Origin of the sequence: Exiguobacterium sp. ZWU0009 (genome assembly GCF_000798935.2) — a bacterium.
Classification (GTDB): domain Bacteria; phylum Bacillota; class Bacilli; order Exiguobacteriales; family Exiguobacteriaceae; genus Exiguobacterium_A; species Exiguobacterium_A acetylicum.
Window position 1 is genome coordinate 2,641,721 of record NZ_CP018057.1, and the last position, 22,500, is coordinate 2,664,220.

General features: G+C 43.2%; 13 protein-coding genes. 3 read left to right on the forward strand and 10 right to left on the reverse strand.

Going from position 1 to position 22,500, the window contains the following annotated elements; translation table 11 throughout:
• Positions 1 to 10: 10 nt before the first annotated feature.
• The 7 genes from L985_RS13800 to L985_RS13830 form a co-directional block, all read right to left on the reverse strand.
• On the reverse strand, positions 11 to 1,942 hold the full coding sequence (locus tag L985_RS13800; RefSeq protein WP_084642246.1) for an ABC transporter permease: 1,932 nt from the start codon (positions 1,940 to 1,942) through the stop codon (positions 11 to 13).
• Positions 1,908 to 2,672: an ABC transporter ATP-binding protein gene (locus L985_RS13805; RefSeq protein WP_029342560.1), complete on the reverse strand. Its 765-nt coding sequence runs from the start codon at positions 2,670 to 2,672 to the stop codon at positions 1,908 to 1,910. The genes L985_RS13800 and L985_RS13805 overlap by 35 nt, the downstream gene beginning before the upstream one ends.
• Positions 2,665 to 3,657 (reverse strand): sensor histidine kinase, encoded by a 993-nt coding sequence (locus L985_RS13810; protein ID WP_029342561.1) that lies wholly within the window; start codon positions 3,655 to 3,657, stop codon positions 2,665 to 2,667. The genes L985_RS13805 and L985_RS13810 overlap by 8 nt, the downstream gene beginning before the upstream one ends.
• On the reverse strand, positions 3,654 to 4,340 hold the full coding sequence (locus tag L985_RS13815) for a response regulator transcription factor (protein ID WP_047393119.1): 687 nt from the start codon (positions 4,338 to 4,340) through the stop codon (positions 3,654 to 3,656). Before L985_RS13815 ends, L985_RS13810 begins: the two co-directional genes overlap by 4 nt.
• A 97-nt stretch (positions 4,341 to 4,437) precedes the next feature.
• Positions 4,438 to 6,354 (reverse strand): ABC transporter permease, encoded by a 1,917-nt coding sequence (locus L985_RS13820; RefSeq protein ID WP_047393114.1) that lies wholly within the window; start codon positions 6,352 to 6,354, stop codon positions 4,438 to 4,440.
• Complete coding sequence (locus L985_RS13825; protein WP_047393111.1) at positions 6,341 to 7,102, reverse strand: ABC transporter ATP-binding protein; 762 nt, start codon at positions 7,100 to 7,102, stop codon at positions 6,341 to 6,343. Before L985_RS13825 ends, L985_RS13820 begins: the two co-directional genes overlap by 14 nt.
• Positions 7,103 to 7,259: 157 nt before the next feature.
• Complete coding sequence (locus L985_RS13830) at positions 7,260 to 7,763, reverse strand: PTS sugar transporter subunit IIA (RefSeq protein WP_035396161.1); 504 nt, start codon at positions 7,761 to 7,763, stop codon at positions 7,260 to 7,262.
• Between the two features lie 175 nt (positions 7,764 to 7,938).
• Here L985_RS13830 and L985_RS13835 point away from each other — a divergent pair, with 175 nt between their 5' ends.
• Positions 7,939 to 9,645: a M3 family oligoendopeptidase gene (locus L985_RS13835; protein ID WP_047393102.1), complete on the forward strand. Its 1,707-nt coding sequence runs from the start codon at positions 7,939 to 7,941 to the stop codon at positions 9,643 to 9,645.
• Positions 9,646 to 9,941: 296 nt separating this feature from the next.
• Here the strand turns inward: L985_RS13835 and L985_RS13840 are convergent, their stop codons facing one another.
• Both L985_RS13840 and L985_RS13845 read right to left on the reverse strand, forming a co-directional pair.
• Entirely contained in the window at positions 9,942 to 12,728 is a 2,787-nt protein-coding gene (locus tag L985_RS13840; protein ID WP_047393098.1) for a putative bifunctional diguanylate cyclase/phosphodiesterase, read from the reverse strand.
• Between the two features lie 138 nt (positions 12,729 to 12,866).
• Positions 12,867 to 13,289 (reverse strand): CBS domain-containing protein, encoded by a 423-nt coding sequence (locus tag L985_RS13845; RefSeq protein ID WP_029342568.1) that lies wholly within the window; start codon positions 13,287 to 13,289, stop codon positions 12,867 to 12,869.
• A gap of 445 nt (positions 13,290 to 13,734) precedes the next feature.
• Here L985_RS13845 and L985_RS13850 point away from each other — a divergent pair, with 445 nt between their 5' ends.
• Positions 13,735 to 14,892, forward strand: coding sequence for a helix-turn-helix domain-containing protein (locus tag L985_RS13850; protein ID WP_047393095.1), 1,158 nt, complete (start codon positions 13,735 to 13,737; stop codon positions 14,890 to 14,892).
• A 101-nt stretch (positions 14,893 to 14,993) separates the two neighbouring features.
• Positions 14,994 to 17,135, forward strand: a complete 2,142-nt coding sequence (locus tag L985_RS16810) for a bifunctional glycosyltransferase/CDP-glycerol:glycerophosphate glycerophosphotransferase (protein WP_083254822.1) — start codon at positions 14,994 to 14,996, stop codon at positions 17,133 to 17,135.
• 218 nt (positions 17,136 to 17,353) lie between these two features.
• Here L985_RS16810 and avs4 read toward each other — a convergent pair whose 3' ends face one another.
• Positions 17,354 to 22,060, reverse strand: a complete 4,707-nt coding sequence (avs4, locus tag L985_RS13865) for an AVAST type 4 anti-phage nuclease Avs4 (RefSeq protein WP_052169443.1) — start codon at positions 22,058 to 22,060, stop codon at positions 17,354 to 17,356.
• Positions 22,061 to 22,500: the final 440 nt, after the last annotated feature.

Genomic DNA, 22,500 nt, shown 5'->3' on the forward strand with positions numbered 1-22,500 from the left:
TATGGTATCATCATACCCTTGAATCCGGTGTCGGATACATCGAACTTTCGGATGAATTCCGAAACAGATGCCGCGGGTAACGCAACCAAATCGGTAGGACACTCAAGAAGTACCCAACCGTGACGATACTGATCCAAAATACAGCTAAGTTAAGAAATGATCCCGGCTGTAGTCCGGCTTGTGTCACGACGACTTGGAACAATAAGAAGGCATGGAAGACAGAAATTAGATACGGAATAAGCAGAACAGCACCATACTTCATTAACAAGTAGCTGCGAATGTTCCCGGAACCGAACCCTAACGCAAACAACGTCTTCATCCGCTTTTGTTCCTGTTCCGCCGTCATCTGCATCCATACATGTAGAAAACTCGCATTGATGACGAACAACCAGATCGTCAAGAGAACGACGACGAACGTGACAAGTCGCACGATTCGGATTCCGTCGATTTCATCTTCTGTCTCATTGATCAACTGATAAGGAACCGGTTGCTTCTCATCTAGCTTCGCTGCCGACTGGATGTTGCGGACGATTTTCATCCACTGTTTCCAGTCCTTCGTTCCATAATCATGGTAGGCTGGCGTATCGAAGACGACGATTTGCCGGACGGGTTGCTTGAGTGTTTGAAAAACGGCATCACTGACGACGAAGATCGTCTCGATTTGATAATTGTAACCAAATACTAAATCGTGAGAAGCAGCGGGAAGTAACTCAAAGTCAGCGTTCTTCATCGCCTGCTTCTCTTTTTTCATCGTCGGTGTATTCTCTTCAAGTTGTACCGGACGTGCCGGTACAAAGAAACTTTGTCGCCCCGTCGCCGTTCGCTCCTTAAGATGCAGTTGACGCATCATCTTGTTGTACGACGAAATCGGTAAGAGGACACGTGTGCCATCTGCTTTTACTTCAATATCCTGCTGGTAGCGATCCGGGAATGCCTCCGTCATCGTCTGCTTGATATCCTTCAATCGCTTCGTCGGTTGAGCGGATTCTTCGTAATAGACGAGACCGAATTGATTTTGGGATGATAAGTCGAGTCCGATCAATTGAAACAAGAAGACCAGTCCGACTGCTGTTAGCGCACACGATGTCAGAATCGTTCCGAGGGCAATGAGCGTACTATTCGTTCTGAGTTGATTGGCGATTTCCGAGACGATCAGCTTCCGCAGCGACAAACGACGTGGTCGATATAACTTGGTCAACCACGGTAAGACATATCGGCAAATGAAGAAGGAGCCGATGAAGATGACAAGTGGGAAAAATATATAAAATCCTTCCGTCCGAACAAAGGCTAAGGCATAACCATAGATCAACAGAAGTAACGCTCCGATTTGCGTCAGAATCCAGACTCGTTTTCGAAATAGCGAACGGGAACGCGTCGGTCGGTCGGGACGAAAGCGATAGATCGCAAGGACCGTTGCCGTCAGCAACACAAGGAAGGCGCCACCGATCAAAGCAAGAATCGCATAAAAGGATAATTCGAATTCGATTGCTGGTAAGAACATGACTTTGACGACGGACAGCAACAGCATCTTCGTCAAGACATTACCTAGAATCATCCCCGCAGTGATGGCTAAACCACCGACGATCAACACTTCAATCAAAAAATACTTTAAAAAATGCGACAGACCACTACCGAGCGTCCGCATTGTCCGTAAATCGTTCTTGCGGTGCTCAAGCATCGTATAGGTCGTCGAATAGATGAACAGTACACTGAAAAATAGGATGATCAGCTCCGCGATGAAGACGAAGAAGATCGTCATCTCGATGACTTGGTTCAATTGACTAAGGATTTTGGCGACGTTTTGGAATGATCCATTCGTCAACAAGTTCCAATAACTCGTCACGATCGTCATCGCGATGATGATCGTCAAGGCATAGCCGTAATACAAGCGCTGATAACGCCGGATATTACGTAGGGCGTATTGCAGATAATTGATGCTCATCCCCTCCTAGCAGCGATAGTGATTCGATGACCCGTTGGAAAAAGATGCGGCGTGGTTCATCGCGGAATAACTCCGTCTGAATGCTACCGTCCTTTAGGAACAAGACATGGTTACAGTACGACGCGACTTGTGGATCGTGTGTCACGATGACCATCGTCATCCCCGTCGCGTTCAACTCGGCTAGGACGTCCATGACGTGTTTTGTCGCTTGGAAGTCGAGTGCTCCCGTCGGTTCGTCCGCAAGCATCAGACGTGGTGTATGAATCAAGGCACGACCGATCGCGGTCCGTTGTCGTTGTCCACCACTGACCTCATCGACCTGTTTATCTAGCAGATCATCAATTTGTAGACGACGTGCCAACTCCTCCATCTCTTCCCGCGCGAGCTTCGTCTTTTTCCCCGATAGCATCAACGGGACGAGCATGTTCTCGCCGAGCGTTAACGAATCGAGTAGATTGAATTCCTGAAAGATGATCCCGAGCGTCTCGCGCCGGAAACGTGTCATCTCTTTTCGTTTGAACGTCGCCGTATCGACGCCGTCAATCAAAATCGATCCCCAACTCGGTTCGTCGAGTGTTGCAAGCAAGTTGATCAGCGTCGATTTCCCACTACCGGATGGTCCCATGACTGCGACCATCTCACCTTCTTCGACTCGGAAATTGATATCCGTCAACGGTTGTTCCGTCACCTTTCCGGGATAGACTTTCCCTAATTGTTTAACCTCAATCATGTGCGCGACCTCCTACTAATCGAATCCGGCATGTCGTACCGACCCCTTCTTCACTCTCGAGTTCAATCTCGTGCCCGAGCTTCAAGCAGACCTGCTGGACGAAATACAACCCCATCCCGGTCGATTCTCCGTAACGTCGTCCGTTTTCGCCAGTGAAGAACGCATTAAAGACACGTGGGACGTCTCGTTTTGGAATCCCTACACCGTCGTCTTGAACCGAAAGGACGACTTGCCCGTTTGTCACTTCTGCCGTCAGAACGACTTCTCGACCATGTCCCGTCGTGTACTTGATGGCGTTCGTCACGAGCTGTAGGACGAGGAAACGAAACCACTTCGCATCCGTGTATACGTACACGTCGTCAGCGATATCGAGTTTCGGAAAGACCTGATTTTTAACGAATAATCGTTTCTCTTGATTGATGATACTCGTGACGAGCGGCTTCAGTGCCAATCGTTCCGCCTTCAAATCTGTCTCGATCGCTTCTAAACGTGACGAATAGAGCATCTGGTCGAGTCCACTGCGCAATCGATCGACCTCTTGACGTAAATCCGCTTGATAGTGTTCTCCTGGGTGTTCAAGGATCAACTCGATGACGGATAACGGTGTCTTCATCTGGTGAATCCATTGATCGACATACCGATGCCGTTCCTTTTCTTTTCGTCGCTCAGCAAACAGACTGTTTCGAAACAATGTCTGTTGCCGCTCTAAAAATTGTTCGACGGCAACGGAAATCGGTTCTTCACTATCACTGCGAATCGGTTCTGCGACCGATTGAACCGGCTGTTGCATCCGTCGTAGCAATGGAAGCATGCTGAAGAAACGATAACTGAGATAAATCAAGAGACCGATACTGTTCAAAAGTACGATATAAAAGAAGGCTGCTGGGCGATACAAATCATAGAGCCATAAGACGGCATATAAAATCAGCATTTGTCCGGTAAAGAAGAGGATTCCTGGTATCGCGTGCCGTAAAAAGAGCTTCATGGTTCAAGAACCAGTTTATAACCGACGCCTCGCACCGTCTCAAGTCCAGCGACACCAATCTCGGCAAGTCGTTTGCGAACACGCGTAATATTGACGTTCAACGTATTCTCATCGACGAACGCTTCGTCATCCCAAATCCGTTCGAGCAGATCGCCCCGACTGACGATCCGGGGACTTGCCGTCAGCAGCATCTCAAGGATCAACCCCTCTTTTTTTGACAGCTCGATTGACTGTTCCCCGTACTCGACGATATAACGATCTAAGTACAACGTGACACCTTCTTTCGTCACCGTTCGCTCATCCGTCTCGTTCGACAGCGTGCCATAGGCCCGGCGAATCTGACTTTTAATCTTCGCGATGACGACCGCTCCTTGGAACGGTTTAACGATGTAATCATCCGCTCCGTATTCGAGCGCCATGACTTGATCCATCTCCCCGACCCGTGCCGAGATGAACAAGATCGGTGCCCGTGTCTTCATCCGTAACTGCCGGCACCAATAGAAACCGTCAAACTTCGGTAAATTGACATCTAATAGAATGACGTCCGGATTCGTCTCTTCATAGACCGCGACGACATCCCCTCGCCCATCTTCAACGACGACTCTAAAATCATAGCGTTCGAGTAGTTCTTTCAATAGTGTAGCAATCTTCATATCATCTTCGACTAATAAAATCGTATGCATCGTTTCTGTCAACTCCTTCTCCCTTTATCATAACGAACTCAAAAAGGACTGGAAACGATTATTCCGTTTCCAGTTCTGTGTCCCCCTATTTAGTTCATCACGTGACGATGCGGCGATACGCACGGACCGTGACGATATAGTAGATCAGATAGACGATCGTATAACAAACAATCGCAAGTAATGTCGGACGAACGATGTTGTAGTTCAACAGTTTCTGCAAGACCTGCATCGCCACTAAACTATGAACGAGTCCGAGCACGTACGGTAAAGAGAAGACGAATCCAACAAGGCGACGGATGATGCCTGTCTGTTCCTTCTCATCGACACCAATCTTCTGGATGATGGCAAACCGTTGTTTCGATTCTTCTGCTTCCGCGAGCATCTTGAAGTAGATGATCGAACCTGTCGCAAGCAAGAAAACGAGTCCGAGGAAGCCGGCAGCAAACGCGAGTAAGCCGGTCGTTGCCGTCGTCATCGCGTAGACAGGATAATAAGCCGCCATCTCCGTGTCCGCTTGTTTTCCATATAGTTGTGTCAACTGTTTCATCAATCCATCGTCATGACGTTCATCTGAGAACTGATAATTCGTCAGCGTGAAGCCTTTTTTCGGGATCTTCGCGAACGCATCATCGTTTACGACGAAGGCAAGTCGCTGTTTCTCATAAAGTTGAGCGATTGGTAGATTCGTCGCAGCGGTGATACGAAAGGAATCATGAACGTCCTTGATTTTAACACCGACCGGCGATTTGACTTTCATCTTCAACAAATCGTTTCCTTTGAACGTCTCAAGGACGATCGCTTCGCCTTGTTTCGGTTCTTTGATGACCGTTTTCCCGTTCGCTTTCGCGAGCTTGACGTAGTCCGAATAGTTGACGTAGCTGAATTGTCCCGGCTGGTCTTCATATGCGTACGTCGCATAGTAGCGTGTAAACGTCAAAGGGTTCGGCAGGTCGGTCATCTCATGGTCGACGTTCTTGACGTTGACCATCGTCCGGCTGTCGATCTTCTGGTCAGACTTCGCAATCAGCTTTTCCGCTTCCGCTTGTTTACTCGCAATCGACAGACTGTACGGGACTTGCTCCTCGACCGTCTGATCGATGAAGTAATAGATCGATGTCGCTGTACCGACCGTCGTCAATGTCACCGCAGTGATGACCGTAATCGTCGACAGCATGACGGCATTCGATTTGATCCGTGACAACAATTGCCCGTGCAGAATTAAGTTCGTCCCTTTAAAGTGCCGCGCTTGATTACTTAAGACGCGCAATAAGAAGATCGTGAAATAACTCATCGTTCCGAACGTCCCGAGAATGACGCAGAGCATCAAAAGCGGTGCGACGATCGTAAAGTGATCCATCAATGGTTGTCCCGTTAAATAGTAACCGACACCGATCAAGACGACCGAAAGAACGGCTAGAATCGGATGAACTTTCGGAAGGGATTCCGCTTGTTGTTCTGCCTTGAACAATTCGATCAATGTAAAACGATAAATCGTTCGTGCCGAACGTAAAGCGATGATTAAGAAAATCAACAGGAAGACACCGATCGTCTGTATGACGGAAGCTCCGCTGATCGTAAAGGTCGCATCGACTTGCATCGCCATGACAGAAGCCAGCAACTGCACGAAGTATTTCGAAGCGACGGTACCGATCGCAATCCCGAGGATCAGACCAATCACCCCATACCCCATCGTCTCAAGGAAGATCAGGCGAGCAATCTGCCCCCGTTCTAAACCAAGCAATGCATAAAGTCCGATTTCCTTCTTACGGCGGCGCAAAAAGAAGTCACTTGAATACCAGATGAAGATGGCAGAGAAAAGCGCTAGAATGACACTTGCTCCGGTAAAGACTGTTCCCAGTTTTCCGTACAATTCGTTCGCCTGAAGCATCGCTTCATTCGATCGAATCGCGAGGAACGTATAGTAAATCAGAATCGCAAATGTGACCGCACCGAGGTACATCACGTTTTGACGAATGTTCTTCAAATTTTGAAACGCCAGTTTAGACAAGCTCACGGACGGCACCTCCGAGTTCACGCTGGACTTCCATGATCTGTTCGAAGAACTCCTTCTGCGAACCGAAGCGATGGACTTCCTTGAACAGCTCTCCGTCCTTGACGAACAGAATTCGTTCCGCGTAAGACGCCGTCATCGGATCGTGTGTCACCATCAAGATCGTCGCGCCTTCATCATTCAGTGATCGCATCGCTTCGAGCAATCCGGTCGCGGACTTCGAATCGAGCGCACCGGTCGGCTCGTCGGCTAAAATGAGCGACGGATCATGAATGATGGCACGCGCGGCAGCTGTCCGTTGTTTTTGTCCACCTGATAGTTCGACCGGACGTTTATCGAGTAAGTCGTGGATACCAAGTTGGCGCGCCACACGATCGACACGTTCTAAGATCATCTTTTTATCAACGTTCGCGAGTGATAGCGGTAAGGCGATGTTTTCCCGGACCGTCATCGTATCGAGGAGATTAAAATCCTGGAAAATGAAGCCGAGTTGTTCCCGGCGAAAGCGGGCCAATTGTTTTTCCTTCATCGCCGTCACGTCTGCTCCGTTGATTAAAATCGAGCCGTCCGTCGGCTGATCGATCGTCGATAATAAATTGAGTAATGTCGATTTCCCGGCACCGGATGGACCCATGATACTGACGAACTCTCCTTCGTGAACACGGAGCGTCGTCGGACGCAGTGCTTCGTGGCGCGCGGTTTTCGTTTGATAGGTTTTTGAGATTTGTTCTGCTTGTAAGATTGCTTTCATCTGTAATGCCTCCTGTGTTTGATTCATTACACTTAGTCTAGTCCTTCCATGCTTTTCTCAAAATGGACTTTGCTTTCACTTCTCTTACAAAACGGTAAGACAAGGGAGGAGACATCAAAAAAGCCCCCATCCGCAAGGGATGGAGGCGTATCGTATCTTATTTATGAGTTGCTTTGAAGAGCTCTGTGTCACCTGCGACAACAGAAGTTCCTTCAGCTGGTACAGCTGAAAGCGTGAATTGATCGTGGTTTGTCACGATGATCGGTGTGATCGTCGATGGTGCGTTCGCACGGATGTAGTCAAGGTCGAACTCGACGAGGACGTCTCCTGCTTTGACTTTGTCACCTGACTGGACGTGAGCCGTGAAGCCTTCGCCTTTGAGGTTAACGGTATCAAGACCAACGTGGATCAAGAGTTCAAGACCATCTTCACCTTTAAGACCGATTGCGTGTTTCGTCGGGAAGATCGTTTCGACCGTCGCGTTGATCGGCGAGACGACTTTACCTTCTGTTGGTTCGATCGCGACACCGTCGCCCATCATTTTTTGAGAGAAAACTTGATCGGGTACGTTCTCGATGTTGACGATTTTACCTGTAAGTGCAGAAGCGATTTTCGCGTTTCCTGCGTCGTTACCACCAAACAATTTTTTTAAGAATCCCATGATACTATCCCTCTACTTTCTCGATCGTTTTTCTTCCGAATGGAAGTTTCGATTTTTTATAGGAGTAAGCTGTTAGACAGCTCGCTCACGTTCTCACAAAAAGCATACGTTTGTCCCTCTAGTTTTGCAAGTATTTTTGTGTGATAATAGTTAGAAATCATAAGGAGGCGCTTACATGTTACCATTTTCAGAAATTACATATGTCCGTCCTGACCTTGCCTTGCTTGAAACATCAATGAATCAAGCGATCGCTCGACTGACGGAAGCCACACAGGTAGATGAAGCAAACGCAGCCATCACTGAGATTAATACCCTCAGAAATCAATTTGAAACGGCAAGCCAGCTCGTCGAGATCCGTCATACGATTGATACACGTGATACGTTTTACGAAACGGAGCAAGGATTCTTTGATGAAGCGAGTGCAATCTATCAAGGATATGTCTCAAGCTATTATCAAGCGTTGACGACGCACCCACTCCGTAGTGAACTCGAACAGACGCAAGGCAAACAGTTATTCCTAATTGCTGAAGCGAGCCTGAAGACGTTCTCGGAAGAAATCATTCCGAAACTCCAAGAAGAGAACCGTCTCTCGAGTGAATATACAAAACTGATGTCTTCTGCTCAAATCGAGTTCGATGGCAAGACGCTCAACTTATCGCAGTTCGGTCCATATCTTCAATCCCCTGATCGTGATGTCCGTAAAGCAGCTTCTGAAGCACGCTATGGCTATTTAAACGAGCATGGTGAAGCAATCGATACGATTTACGACAAACTCGTCCGGATCCGGACAGATATCGCAAAGACACTCGGTTTCCCATCGTTCGTCGAGCTCGGATACGCACGGATGCTCCGCGTCGATTATAACCAATCAATGGTCGAACAATACCGCGAACAAATCCGCGAGACGATCGTTCCACTCGCGACACAACTCAAAGAGCGCCAGCAACGACGGATCGGCGTCGATCAGTTGTATTACTACGATGAAGGATTTGCCTTCAAGTCTGGGAATGCGACACCGAAAGGCGAAGAGTCGTTCATCATCGAAGGCGGCAAAAAGATGTATGCGGAGATGTCACCGGAGACGAACGAGTTCTTCAACTACATGCTCGACCGGGAAGCACTCGATTTAACGGCGAAGCCTGGGAAAGCCGGCGGTGGGTATTGTACCTACATCGCAGACGAAAAACTCCCGTTCATCTTCTCGAACTTCAATGGAACGGCAGGCGACATCGATGTCCTGACTCACGAAGTCGGGCACGCCTTCCAAGTCTATGAGAGCCGTCACCTGACAGCTCCAGAGAGTGCTTTCCCAACGTATGAAGCGTGTGAGATCCACTCGATGTCGATGGAATTCTTCGCTTATCCGTGGATGGAAGAGTTCTTCGGTGAAGAGACAGCGAAATACAAATTCAATCACCTCGCAGGAAGCGTCACATTCCTTCCGTACGGCGTTGCGATTGACGAGTTCCAACACGTCATCTACAACCAACCGGAATTGACACCAGCTGAGCGTCGCGAAGCATGGCGGACGATCGAGAAGAAATACCTACCGCATCGTGATTACGAAGCGAACGATTATCTCGATTCAGGTGCATGGTGGCATCAACAAGGACACGTCTTCGGTAGTCCGTTCTACTATATCGATTACACACTTGCTCAAGTCTGTGCCTTCCAGTTCTATGCATGGATGGAACAAGACCGGGAAGCGGCTTGGAAGTCGTATCTCGATCTCTGTCGTGCCGGCGGATCGGAAAGCTTCCTCACGCTCGTCGAACGTGCTGGATTGAAGTCTCCGTTCGCACCAGGTACGGTCGAGGCAGCCGTCGCACCGGTTAAAACCTACCTTGAACAAGCAGACGACATCGTGCTCGATCGCGTTTAATTCTTTGCGTGCAAGGTCGTACTGGCTAAAAGTCAGAACATCTCGAGCAACATCAATAAAAGAAGAGGCGTTTTCCAGAATATCATCTGGAAAACGCCTCTTCTTTTTTGCTACATGATTATAGAACGTATATGTTCATCCTTGACTCCTAGAGGAAAAGAAAGCATGACTTCCGCTTTCGTCAGGGTTAGGTAAGACCCGGCACACCGAATGGAGTGCGTGGTGCCGCGGCTTACCTCCCGCCTGTGGAAAGCAAGGATGACAAAAACGTTCGTAAAACGACGATAGGACTCATTTCATTCAGATAGAAGCTTTTCATGGTACTTCCCGTACCAGACCCGAAACTCGTCAGCTGGAATCGGTCTTGAATAATAGAATCCTTGCGCATACTCACAGTCAAGCACTCGTAAATGATCCGCTTGTTCAAGTTCCTCGATTCCTTCAGCGACGACGTCATACTTCAGCGTATGAGCAAGCTTGATGATCGTCTCGATGAGCGGTGCGTTTGAACACGCATCCGGACCACTGATGAACGAACGATCAATTTTTAGCCGCTGGATCGGTAATCGACTTAAGTACGACAAGGAAGAATACCCCGTACCAAAGTCGTCAATCGCAAGACGATATCCCATCTGGTGCAATGTCTGTAAGGCATCAAATACGCGTGTGTCTGAAAAGACACCAAACGATTCTGTGATTTCAAGTTCCATCCGTTGTTCAATCCCCGGATGAATCTCTCGGACATCGGTCAGGTAATCGACGATTCGACCGGAGACGAGCTCTTTGACGGATAAGTTCGCTGAGACACGTAGTATTCCGAGCTCCGTGTCCTTCCACTCTTCGACTTGTCGAACCGTTTCAGCAACGACCCACATCCCAATCTCTTCAATCAACATCGATCGTTCAGCGATCGGAATGAAGATTGCTGGACTAATCATTCCCCGTTCAGGGTGGAACCAACGCAAGAGTGCTTCACAGCCATCGACCTGACCTGTTGCGAGATTAATCTGTGGTTGATAGAACAATTGTAGCTCGTTCTTCTCGATCGCTTCTCGTAATTCCCCTTCGAGGGCAACCGATTCAAGATACTCCGCACTCATCCAGGACTCGAACCAGATTGGTCCACCCTCTGTCTGTTGTTTCGCATGTTGCATCGCGATATCAACTGAGGATAATAAGGAGGTGACCGCCACTGCATCATCCGGGTAACGGACCATGCTCATGCTGATACTGACATTGACGTATTCTCCGTTAATCTCATAGACATGTTCGATGACCTGCTTTAATTTCTGGTAATCGACGATATCCTGTTGTCCGACCAACACGGCGAATTCATCTCCACCAATCCGTGCTGCTTGTCCCGTTCCGATGAAATGATGCTTGAGGCGATTCGCAAGATCTTTTAGAATCTGATCTCCCGCACCATGTCCGTAGATATCATTGATTCGTCGGAATTGCCGGACGCTGATAGTGACGAGTTCTCCCGGTTGAGGTGCTTTTAGGGCATCTGCCATCTTTTGCTCGAAACCATTCCGGTTCAACAAGCCCGTCAACATATCGAAGAGTGCGAGTTGTGTGATTCGTTCTTCCCGCCGGAACTGATCCGTCTCATCATGGCAGGATAAGTAGAGTGCGACGCCTGTGTCATCCTCTTTGTTTGCGACGTGGATGATATTGACGAACATGTTCAAAATCTTTTCATTAAAGAGCATCTTACAACGAATCGTCTGACTCTGCCCTTCCAGCGATCGTCTCAACGCCCGGCGCATCCGGTTCAAATCAGCCGGATGAATCAGTTCTTCAATCGTCCATCCCGCCGGCGCATCCGTTAATTGTCGAAAGCGTTCATTCCCGTTCACGATCGTGTAATCCGATGACATCGCAAAGATTGGATCGGTATTTTGGGAAAAGAGTGATTCGATTTCCGCTTTCTTTTGTTTAATCTCTTTTGTCTTCGCATCACTATGGTCTAATAACCCAGCAATGATGGCCGTCATCGTCCGAAAGGCTTGGACGACGGGCTGGAAATCATTTCGCTCTGGTACGTTATAACCGGATTGTCGGCGGTCTTCCGCGAAGGTATTCGCTTCTCCCTTCAGTAAAGAAAGGTCTTGGCGAAACGCGCGTAATAACGATAAGGTCAATATCAATAATCCAAGAATCAAGACACTGGTCGCGCCAAACAGAAGCCAGGCATTACGAATGATTTGATTGCCTCGATCTTGCATTTCTTGCGCGACTTGATTAAGTTCTTGATCGTATAGACGATACATGCTGGATTCATATTGTTCGGCTTGATTTGCTAACGCAACGTACGTTGAATCTTTCGGAGCACGTAATAGGTCATCGAGCGTTTGTGTGTAGGCATCCATCTGTTCCCGCATGATTGCGATATCCTGACGTCCTGCATCATTTTGAAGCGGAATCACGTCGTACAAGGATTTGATGAGCGACTCCTGTCGCAAAGGTAAATCGATCCGCATCTGTTGAATCCGTAACTGATCTATGGAACTAGGTTCTTCTTTTTGTCGGGCATTCTTCAAGATTTCAGCGGACTTACCCAGTTGTTCTTCCATCAAAATCAGATTGGAGAACACATTATAATAAGACCCTGTTTCTTTACTTAGCACGAGCTGATTGAAGATGATTTCACTTTTGAAGTTCGTCATCGTCGTGAAAAAGCGATGATTCGATTCGTATCCTTGTCGTTGTAGTTTTTTGATTTCTGTCAGGACTTCTTCGCGTGTCGACTCGGTCGCTTTCATATTCGGAAGCCGGTCCGTCAATTGTTCGAGCGATCGATTGGCCCGTTCTGAAGCTTGCGCCAAATCAGTGTCGTCATTCAAAGATGAAAAATAGTAACGCGTCACTTCTTGTTCGGCACGATTAAAAGGTGTCACTTCGGCAATCGTTTTACCCGATTCCTTGAAGCGATACCCTTCATCCAACGTTTTCGTCAAATGCTGACACGCGACGATCAACGCCACCAAACCGATGATCGCAATCATCCATGAGAACGTTTTATAGTAGGAGCGTCTTCGAAAAGCTTCTACGATGAAGACTGGTGATAAACGTCGCAACACATCGTCCTCCCTAAATTGTCATTATGCTTCTATATCGTCGTCTCCTCCCGTTTCGTGAAGTCGTTTTGGGGCAATAAAAAGCACTTCTTCCCACATTTCTGTGAAAATAAGTGCTTTTTTTACTAGTTTTATTCATTTTTAATAACTGACATTCTCTCGTGCTACTTTTTTAGCAAAATAATCGATGATATCACGTCGTCGGATGATCCCGATAAAATGTCTTCCGTCATCAATGACGGGGACGAAATTTTGATCGGTAATGACTTCAATCATCTCTTCCATTTGCGCTGTAATTGAAACTGGTTTATAACGGACGCGTTGTTTGATATCGGTTAATCGCGTCTGCAAGACGTGGTCATAATCGGCATGCTCGAGATTTGCTTCGAGTGCCCACAAGATATCGCCTTCTGTCAGCGTTCCTGCGTATTTCCCTTTATTGTCAACGAGTGGGACCGACGTAAAACGATGATGTTTCATCTTTTCTAGTGCTTGTCTGACCGTTGACTCAGGATCTAAATATTTCACCTCATCTTTAGGTAATAAGAAAAAAGCAATATTCATTTCTGTTCCTCCCTAGCCACTCTGTGACACCCTTTTCATTTTATCATGAACCCCGCGTTGATTCATTTCTCAAATGATGAAAATCTCTACATAATTCCTTCATATTTAGCTATACTATTTCGATGTTCCAAGATGAAAGATGAACTGACCGGTAACATCAACGGGTTGATGCAAGCAACGGAAGAAGCCTTGCCGACTAGATTCTTACTTTGACAGATGAATCCATTTAAGAGATTACCTGTTGAGAAGAAATATTTTTGTGTAAAGAATCCATTCTCGCACTACTGGACGATGAAAGATTCAAAAGATCCCTCGGCTTTTCCGATTGCATGTGCAGACGAAGCCTTTTTCGGAAGGCTTCGTTTTTTCTTGGTTCGTTCTCGACTATCCGTGAAAGAGGACATACACTAGAAGCAATCCACTTTATTTCGAAAGGAGTCGTGTCATGAATCGCTTGTCGACATCTGACTTGACGCAAATCGCAGAGCACCTTTACGGGATGACCGGTTTTTTCGTCACGTACCGAGATCATCATGGTACTCCGCTTGCATTACGTCCAGAAGCTCCACCTCATCCCGGAACCTTGCCGATTGAGAACGAATGGCCAGTACTTAAGAAGACTCCTCTACTCTATACCCTGAAAGATGGAACAGCTTACCTCTTTTTAGACGTTCCGGAACAAGGAATGTACCGGATTGGACCTGTTTTATTGCAATCCGCTCTTTTTCGGGCGCACATTCAAGACGAAGCGTATCATCAGTTTTATAAGGTCTTGCCGCGCACGACGGAGAACCGATTGATTGATTGTGCCCATCTGATGTATCGCTTGTTGCACGGGGAAGCATTGCCGAAGCGAGAAATCGAACAGCTGTCTGAGATTCAGGAAGCTGAAATTCCGCTCGTCGCAGATGCTCCCTCGCATACTGGTGTGACCGCGTATCGTAAAGCATGGCAACGGGAACAACAAATCATCGATTGGATCGCAACGGGTCAAAGTGAGCGACTCGCAACGACCTACTCCTTACCTGCTTATGGTGAATTTGGAACGCTCGCGCGACATCAGCCGTTACGTGCAGAAAAGAATCTGTTGCTTGGAACTGTTCTGTTGAGCGCACGCGCTGCGATTCGCGGAGGACTCGAACCCGATGAAGCGTTCTCTTTAAGCGACCGGATGATCGAGACGATCGAAGCAGCGACGAGTATTGCCGAACTCCGCAATCGTCACGTCCGTATTACGGTGTCATTTGCAGAAGCCGTCAAGGAACTTCAGGCGCTACGGCATTCCCCACATGTACTGGCTGCGATTCGCTATATTCAGCAACATCTCTATGAACCATTGTCTGTCTCATCGATCAGTCAAGCCATCCATGTCTCGTCTAATTATTTGTCCGTTCTATTTAAAGATGAAACAGGGTTACCACTTGCCCGATACGTCATCCGGGAACGCATCCGGGAAGCGAAGCGCCTCTTACGTTCTTCCGACGACTCGCTGCTTGACATCTCAAACAAGTTGCATTTCTCGAGCCAAAGTCATTTTAGTCAAGCTTTTAAACAGACGACCGGTGAGACCCCAACGCATTATCGACAACGAAGTGAATTTTAAGAGAGTCGTGCCTTTTTTTCGTTTTGTGATATCCTATTCAACAGGAACTATTTTCGTGAATCCGTTTTTGACGGATTCTTTCATCAAAAAGGAGAATCAACATGAACTCAATTAGTGTCATCATTCCTGTCTATCAAACTGAATCACAAACGAAGGCAGCCATTCAATCCGTTCTCGACCAGAAGGTATCTATCCCGGTGGAAATCGTCGTCGTCTTTGATGGTCCGAGCACATACATCGATGAGCTCCGTTCCCTCTATCCGACATGTACGATCGTGGAACAGGCGCATCAAGGAACTTACGCTGCACGTCGACGCGGTCTTGAAGTCGCGACAGGTGATTACGTTACCTTCCTCGATAGCGATGATATCCTCGCACCACGTGCGCTCTATACGTATATCAAAGCCTATGAGAAATCACGAGGTGAAGTCATCATCGGTAAAGTCTCGCCCGTCTACAACAAGAAGAAATGGCTCATGCCGATCGATGATGATCGTTATTTCTTCTATACCCGTACAAAGTTCAGTTCACGTCATCTGACGACGATTCATGGTTGGATGATCAAAAAGGATTTGTTGAACGATTTGCCGGTTCTTGAGACAAGATGGTTCGCCGATACGATCATCGCCCATACGATCATCTCGAAATTGACGAACCTGACATCGGTCAGTTACGTCGTCTATGGTCGAAACTCACGCAGTACGCCACTCGAAGGACAATCGCTCTATCAAGCACGCGATATCACGACATTGTCCGATATCTCACGAATTTATGGCATGTTATCTGCCCATACGCAGGATCATGACGTTCAAAAGTTCTTGAATACATGGTACAAACGTTTCATCTCAAAACGTGGTCGCGCATTGCTTGAGCGAAGCTCTTCAAAAAGTCAGCAGGCAGACGTCTTCCGTCATGTCGCTTACGATTTAAGACGAACGAAGGCACAGAGTAAGTACCTGCAAGCATGGTCAACGGGTTCGTATATCATGTTCCGTTCATATATCACTGCTGTTAAGACAAAACAAACGTTACGGACGGCACGACGTAAAAAAATCAAGAACGGTCTCATGCTCTATCGTCTGTTCCAAAAGATGCCGGTCAAAGAGAACCTTGTCTTATTCGAGAGTTTCCTCGGACGAAGCTACTCCGATAATCCGAAGGCTCTTTATCTGAAATTAAAAGAACAACGTCCTGAACTTGAGCTCGTCTGGATTTTTGCGAATGAGCCTTCAGATGACGTCAAGGAAGCTTGCCCGAACTGGGTGCTCAAAAACAGCTTCGCATACTACCAAGCAATGGCACGGGCGAAGTACTGGATCTTCAATACGCGTCAGCCACTCAGCTTAACGAAACGCGAAGAGACGATCTATCTCCAGACATGGCACGGTACACCATTAAAACGACTAGGTCTCGACATGGAAGAAGTCCATATGGCAGGAACGAATGCAACCCGCTACAAACGGAACTTCTACAACCAAGCACAGGAATGGAACTACCTCATTTCTCCGAATGCCTATTCGAGCGAAATTTTCAAGAGTGCGTTCGGTTTCCAAAACACGATGCTTGAGGCGGGATACCCACGAAACGACCTCTTATATGCAGACGATCAAGCTGGTTTAATCAGTGAAATCAAAGCACGCCTGGATATCCCTGCTGAAAAGAAAGTCGTCTTATATGCACCGACATGGCGAGATGACGAGTTCATCGCTCGTGGAAAATATCGTTTTGATCTCCAGCTCGACTTGAATGAGATGCAGGCACGCCTTGGTGACGATTATGTCGTCTTGCTCCGGATGCATTACTTGATCGCTCAAAACATGGACATTAGTGGACACGAAGGATTCGCCTATGACGTCTCTTCGTACGGCGATATCGCAGAGTTGTACTTGATCAGTGACGTACTGATCACTGACTATTCGTCTGTCTTCTTCGATTACGCACACTTACAGCGTCCAATGATTTTCTTTACGTATGACTTAGAGAAATATGCGTCGACGTTACGTGGATTCTACTTCGATTTTGAAGCAGTCGTTCCGGGACCACTCTTGAAAGAGACGGATCAAGTCATCGATTATATCGAACAAATCGATACGAAATCTCTCGCTTATCAAGAAAAGTATGACCGTTTCCTCGAGCGGTTCTGTAGTCTAGATGATGGCACGGCAAGTGAACGTGTTCTTGCTGAGTTGTTCCCGAATACAGCACAATCGGCTAATGAGGATGAATCAACAGAAGCTGAATGACAATCAGCACAAATGAGTATAAAAATGCCTCCTTCCTTTAAGGAAAGAGGCATTTTTGGATTTAGTTACGGACGAACAAGGGAACGCTCTCGACGTGTGGTGAGTGTTGAGAGTAGACAGTTAATGAATAAGATGTAGTCGAATCACCTTATTACTAAACTTTTAACACTGAATGAATGATGGTATATCCATGAACAATTGAATCTTTAGTCTGTATTTTATAAGATACTTTCTCTTAACATATATCCGGCTACCGATCCCTTTTCAACTAGAAAGTCTAGTACAGTTAGAACTTCCCGCTTTAACCTAGCTTCTCGTCGGATATTCTCACGATTGATGTGAATATATTTTTTAGTAACACTCTCTAAATAATAGATAGTATAATCTTCTAGTTCATCGTTCCATAAATCCCTATTATTAGATAACATACTTGAAATCCACGATATTCCTTCTTTAATGAAATGTTGTCCAATCCCATTTAATAACTTAGCAATTGAATATAAAGCTGCCGGTGCATCGCCTAATCGTCTTGTAACTTTCATTAAGAATCTTTTATTTTGTTCATTTAAAGAGTGCCATTCTTTGATGTTATCGTTCCACAATGTTTCGGCAAAAAGAAAGCTTTTAATTAGTCGCGAATTACCGTAACTATTTTTACGTTTTTGGTTTAATTCAACAACTTTTTCAAAAAACAAATCCCATACCAACCAAAATTCATCATATTTTTTTAGGATATCTTCTACATAAATAAATTCTTTAAATAGGTCAGCCATAGATTCATTATTATTAAATTTTTCTATAAATGGACTCAAATATTCTTGTATATCATTACTCGAAGCAGACAATACAATTTCTGCTAACTTCACCAGAAAATCATGACTGACTTTGTAATCCATTTTATTTCTTCGATCATCCAGTAATAGCTTTTCAGCAAACACTGTTACTATACTTTTAATTAAACACTTATGAACGACATTATTAGTTCCGAGTGGAATTAATTGAAATGCTGTTTTTAAAATACGTGGAGAAATATCGCTAATATTTTCAATTTCTTCAAATATAATTTTATTCCCCATAAATTTGTCTATATCGGCTTCATATTCTTCTATGAACTTTTGTAAAAAGTCTTCATCAACACCCAAACTTCTATGCTTATTAAAATTCTCTATACGTAATTTTTCTCGCATATCTTCATACTTAGGTTTTAAATATAAGTATCCCAATAATAAAGATTGTGCATCTTCAAAGTTTGTATCCCACAATTCATTTAAGATTGCTTTAGTTGAATAACTTGAAAAGTCCGTAGTTATTCCTATAGGATTACTATCGAACAGGGTAATTAATAGAATGCCTTTAACAAGTTCACTTTCTTCTGGGAAATACCTCAACAAAATCGGTAAGATCGCAATAGCAGCTTCAACACCATCTCCAATTTGATATGCGTAATTGCCCCTTAAAGAAGATGAAGCGAAAGTTAGAATAACTTCTTTACAAAATTCTTTGTCGGATTCTGAAAGAATCTCAAAATAATCTCGAATTAAAACTGCACATACATACGAGGGAATACCTCTGGAAAAAAAAGAATTTTCTACATGTCTATCTTGTATTTCTTTATGCATCTCTCTGATTTCTGCCAAAGCTAATAAAGGATCTTCTTCATATTTATTATATTCCCTGAATTTAATGTCATTTTTAAATTTATAATCAGACCATAATCTTAATGGTAAATACTTAGTAGCCTCGGAGCTTTTTTGAAGAGCAGATTCACTGTATTCTATTAATTCTGGCTCTAGCTCTGGATTAAAATCAATTTGGATACCTTGCTCAATTTCCTCAACAATAGGGTTCATTTTTCTTCTATCCATACGCGCTAAGAACAGTCGCCATGTTTTATCTTCTTCAAAGGATGTCTTTTCAAGTTCCAAATAATAATCATCAAAAATACCCCATAAAGTTTCCATTCTTTCAGTTGCTTCATCATCTGTTGTATCCTCATTTCTAAAGAACTGATACATCAGAGCAATTGTTTCAAGTGTTTTTTTTCTATGATCATAGCCACAACTTTGTATTCTTTCGTCCTGATGAACTTTATGTTTAGCGATCATCCCATAACCCATTCTAAATGTACTTATTGCTGTTTGTTCTAAAACCGATCTAGTGATATCGTAAAAAAAGAATTTTTTAGTTTTAAATAATACCTTTGCTACATTAAATGTTTTTTCATAATTAGCTATTACTATACTTGCAACCATCGCAGTTATAGAAGCAGACTTCGATTTTTCAATCAAATATAATAGATTATTTTCCAATATTTCTGAATCTGTCCGTTTCGACTGTTCCAACAAAAATTTTTCTAGTGCCATATGTACAGATTCAAGTATTTCCGGTGAAACCTGTGTTCCTCGATAAGTATTCCATAGTCTATCACTTACATATTGTTTAATCACCTTATTGTTAATATTTACTTCTACCTCTTCTACTTCTCCTTTACTTAGATCAGAATTTGCGTAACTTTCAGCAGTATGATTTACTAATCTAATAATAAAATCAATAGTTTCTTTAAAAGCGTAATTCAATAACCAATATACAGGAGTTTGAAATGCACTGGCTGGAGAGTAATCCATTTTATTACTACAAATTGAAAATTCATCTGAGATATCTGAGCTACTGTAATATGGATGAGGTGGTTCATCTGGTTTAATCCAATATAATTCTGCTAACTGTAATACATAACTAGGAAGTACCTTCAAAACTTCTTGGTTGTCACCCAACTTAGATAAAATAGCATTTACCAGGCTATAGTATGGGTCCCTATATTTTCTCCAATTATTATCAATTACTTCTGAAAAAATCGTTGTAAGTTCACTACTAATTTCACTTGCCCCATATAAAATAGTTTGGATTACTTTTTCTTCAGTTTCATTTTCTCTGAAAGCATAATTATCTTTTTCACTAATTAGCTTATAGTATCTCAATGCTAATAAAGCCGCTAATCTTGTAGATTCACCGCTTTTATATTTGTTATTCCATTCGTAAATTACAGGTAATATATAATTTATTGTTTCTATTTCAAAAGACTCTTTATATTGATAAATCAGCTTAATTACACTGTTCCAGCCATGCCCTTTTGGTTTTGTTACTATATATTTCATATGTGATATTGAATATCTATCTAAACCAATTAATTTAAGATAGTCTTCATCAACTTCTTTGCATGCTACCCTCAGTAAAAAAGTGATTCTTTTTAACAACTTACAATTATCTTCAAATATTTCTTTTTCAAATAGGCTGATAAAATTATCAGAGTATGGTGAAAGTAAAATAGATACTAAAATTTCATCTTTCCAAAAATAAGGTATATCTTCGGCTTCAAAAACCTCTTCAATTAGATTTTCAATTGAACTATCTTCTTGTAAAAGCTTATCAGATACCCATTTTCTAAAACTCCGACGAATAGGCAAGGATTCTCCTATTTGATTGAAAAAACCTTGTAAATTAACTCTTTTAACAAATTCAGAGTCTATTTTCTTCTCTAATGCCCATTCTTCATATATATCATGTGCAATAAAATAACCTGCTGTTTCATAGCCCAATACACCATCTTGTACGAAAGACGACATTGTCATTACATCAGAATTTGGTGAAATGAAAAATTGTCCTTCATCTGCTCTTTGAAAAGCAATTTTCATAAAACATTGTTCTCTAGCTGGCTTCGATTTTTTTATTACCTTATCCCATAGCTTATCTTTAAAATTTTTATAATTAATTAATTCTTCTTTATCATAAAGTCTTAAATACTCATTCAAATAAAAGGGATTTCTAAGCACTTCTAACAATTTTTCATCACTAGGCAAATTAAAATCATATTCTTGAGCGTATTCGGTTAATTCTTCCGAAGTTAAAGACTCAATATAAAATTTGAACGGCTTAACTTTATAATGATCTATAAACTGCATATCTAAATCAGACAAATAATTACTTCTTGCAGTAAAAATAATTTTCCATCTACACTTAATTAAAGTATTGATAAATTCATTAAATGGATCTGTTTTTTCTAAGTCTAATATCTTTTCAGCAGAATCAACTACTATCACCTTTTTTTCATCTTCTTTATGAACTTCTATAAAATCATTAAAACTACAACCATTAAAGAGATTATTTATCTGGTTAGTTTCAAACTCACTAGCTTTGAAAATATAAAAAGAACTATCAACCTTCATATCTTCATATAACTTTTTAATAACGGCTGTTTTGCCAACACCACCTATTCCTGAAACAACTAAAACTTGTTCACTTTCCATCTTATCTAAAATACCTTGCAATAGATTGGTTCTATTAATTTCTATTTTCTTATCTTGAAAAGAAATAGATGTCTGAATTCCTTCTAAAATCGACTCAGTATGTAATTCCTTTTCCAATAACATTTGGAAAATACTAGTTTCGAAAGTAAAAAAGTGTTTAGCCATTAATTCATTTTCCATAGTCACAAATGGAGATTCAAAAAAGCTAGCAGTTCTCCATTCTATCTGAATTTCTAATTCATTAGCTTTAGCTTCAACGTCAATTTTAGCCTGAGGATCATTTTGTTCTGGTTTATCAGAAGTATGGCTTTGTCCCCATTCTTGATTAGTATAAAAAATAATTTTATTTATTTCTGGATAATCCCTTTTACTTTTTTCTAAAGTATCTATTAATTCTTTCTTATGCGGTGATAAAGTTGTATCATAAAATTTTGATTGCCAGCCTATGACATCTTCATTTATCGAAATCGGATTTGTTTCAATACCAGATTGATTTTTATATCTGAAAATTCCTGTTTCTTTTTTAAACTCTAAACAAAATAGAATATAGCAAAGCCATTCAAAATTACCTTGTGGATTTTCACTAAATTTAGCCTCAAAAACCTTCCAATCAGGTTTAATCATAATCACACCTCTTTTTATATTTTTTACTTTATGTTACAAAATTTATTGGGAGTAGCGACTTTTCCCCTTCTTCTTTAAAAAACACCTCTTAGCTCTAGGACATGCTCTACATAAGTCATCTTTTAGAATCCGCTTCAAAATATCTTCTTTCTTTTTCCTAACTTAACACAAATATCTTCCTCATGTAGTAAAGCGAATGCTTTAAAAGAAAGGTTTTCTCCGTGTTGTAATCTAGCTTTCAATGAGGATATCTACTTGTTCTTCACAACTTTTTAAGAGGGATAGATAAAAAATATGTTTTTTTTAATCAACTAATATTGGTTACTAATAAATGTTTCTATTCTGTGTATTGAAATCAAATTTGCTTAATTACAAACAGCAAAAACCTTTAATTTTATTGCGATATAAATATCAACTTATGCCTTCCTAAATACGTTTCT

Bases quoted from the DNA above. Each gene is read 5' to 3' on its own strand.
- L985_RS13800 (WP_084642246.1), bottom strand. From the start codon at position 1,942: ATGAGCATCAATTATCTGCAATACGCCCTACGTAATATCCGGCGTTAT.
- L985_RS13805 (WP_029342560.1), bottom strand. From the start codon at position 2,672: ATGATTGAGGTTAAACAATTAGGGAAAGTCTATCCCGGAAAGGTGACG.
- L985_RS13810 (WP_029342561.1), bottom strand. From the start codon at position 3,657: ATGAAGCTCTTTTTACGGCACGCGATACCAGGAATCCTCTTCTTTACC.
- L985_RS13815 (WP_047393119.1), bottom strand. From the start codon at position 4,340: ATGCATACGATTTTATTAGTCGAAGATGATATGAAGATTGCTACACTA.
- L985_RS13825 (WP_047393111.1), bottom strand. From the start codon at position 7,102: ATGAAAGCAATCTTACAAGCAGAACAAATCTCAAAAACCTATCAAACG.
- L985_RS13830 (WP_035396161.1), bottom strand. From the start codon at position 7,763: ATGGGATTCTTAAAAAAATTGTTTGGTGGTAACGACGCAGGAAACGCG.
- L985_RS13835 (WP_047393102.1), top strand. From the start codon at position 7,939: ATGTTACCATTTTCAGAAATTACATATGTCCGTCCTGACCTTGCCTTG.
- L985_RS13845 (WP_029342568.1), bottom strand. From the start codon at position 13,289: ATGAATATTGCTTTTTTCTTATTACCTAAAGATGAGGTGAAATATTTA.
- L985_RS13850 (WP_047393095.1), top strand. From the start codon at position 13,735: ATGAATCGCTTGTCGACATCTGACTTGACGCAAATCGCAGAGCACCTT.
- L985_RS16810 (WP_083254822.1), top strand. From the start codon at position 14,994: ATGAACTCAATTAGTGTCATCATTCCTGTCTATCAAACTGAATCACAA.
- avs4 (WP_052169443.1), bottom strand. From the start codon at position 22,060: ATGATTAAACCTGATTGGAAGGTTTTTGAGGCTAAATTTAGTGAAAAT.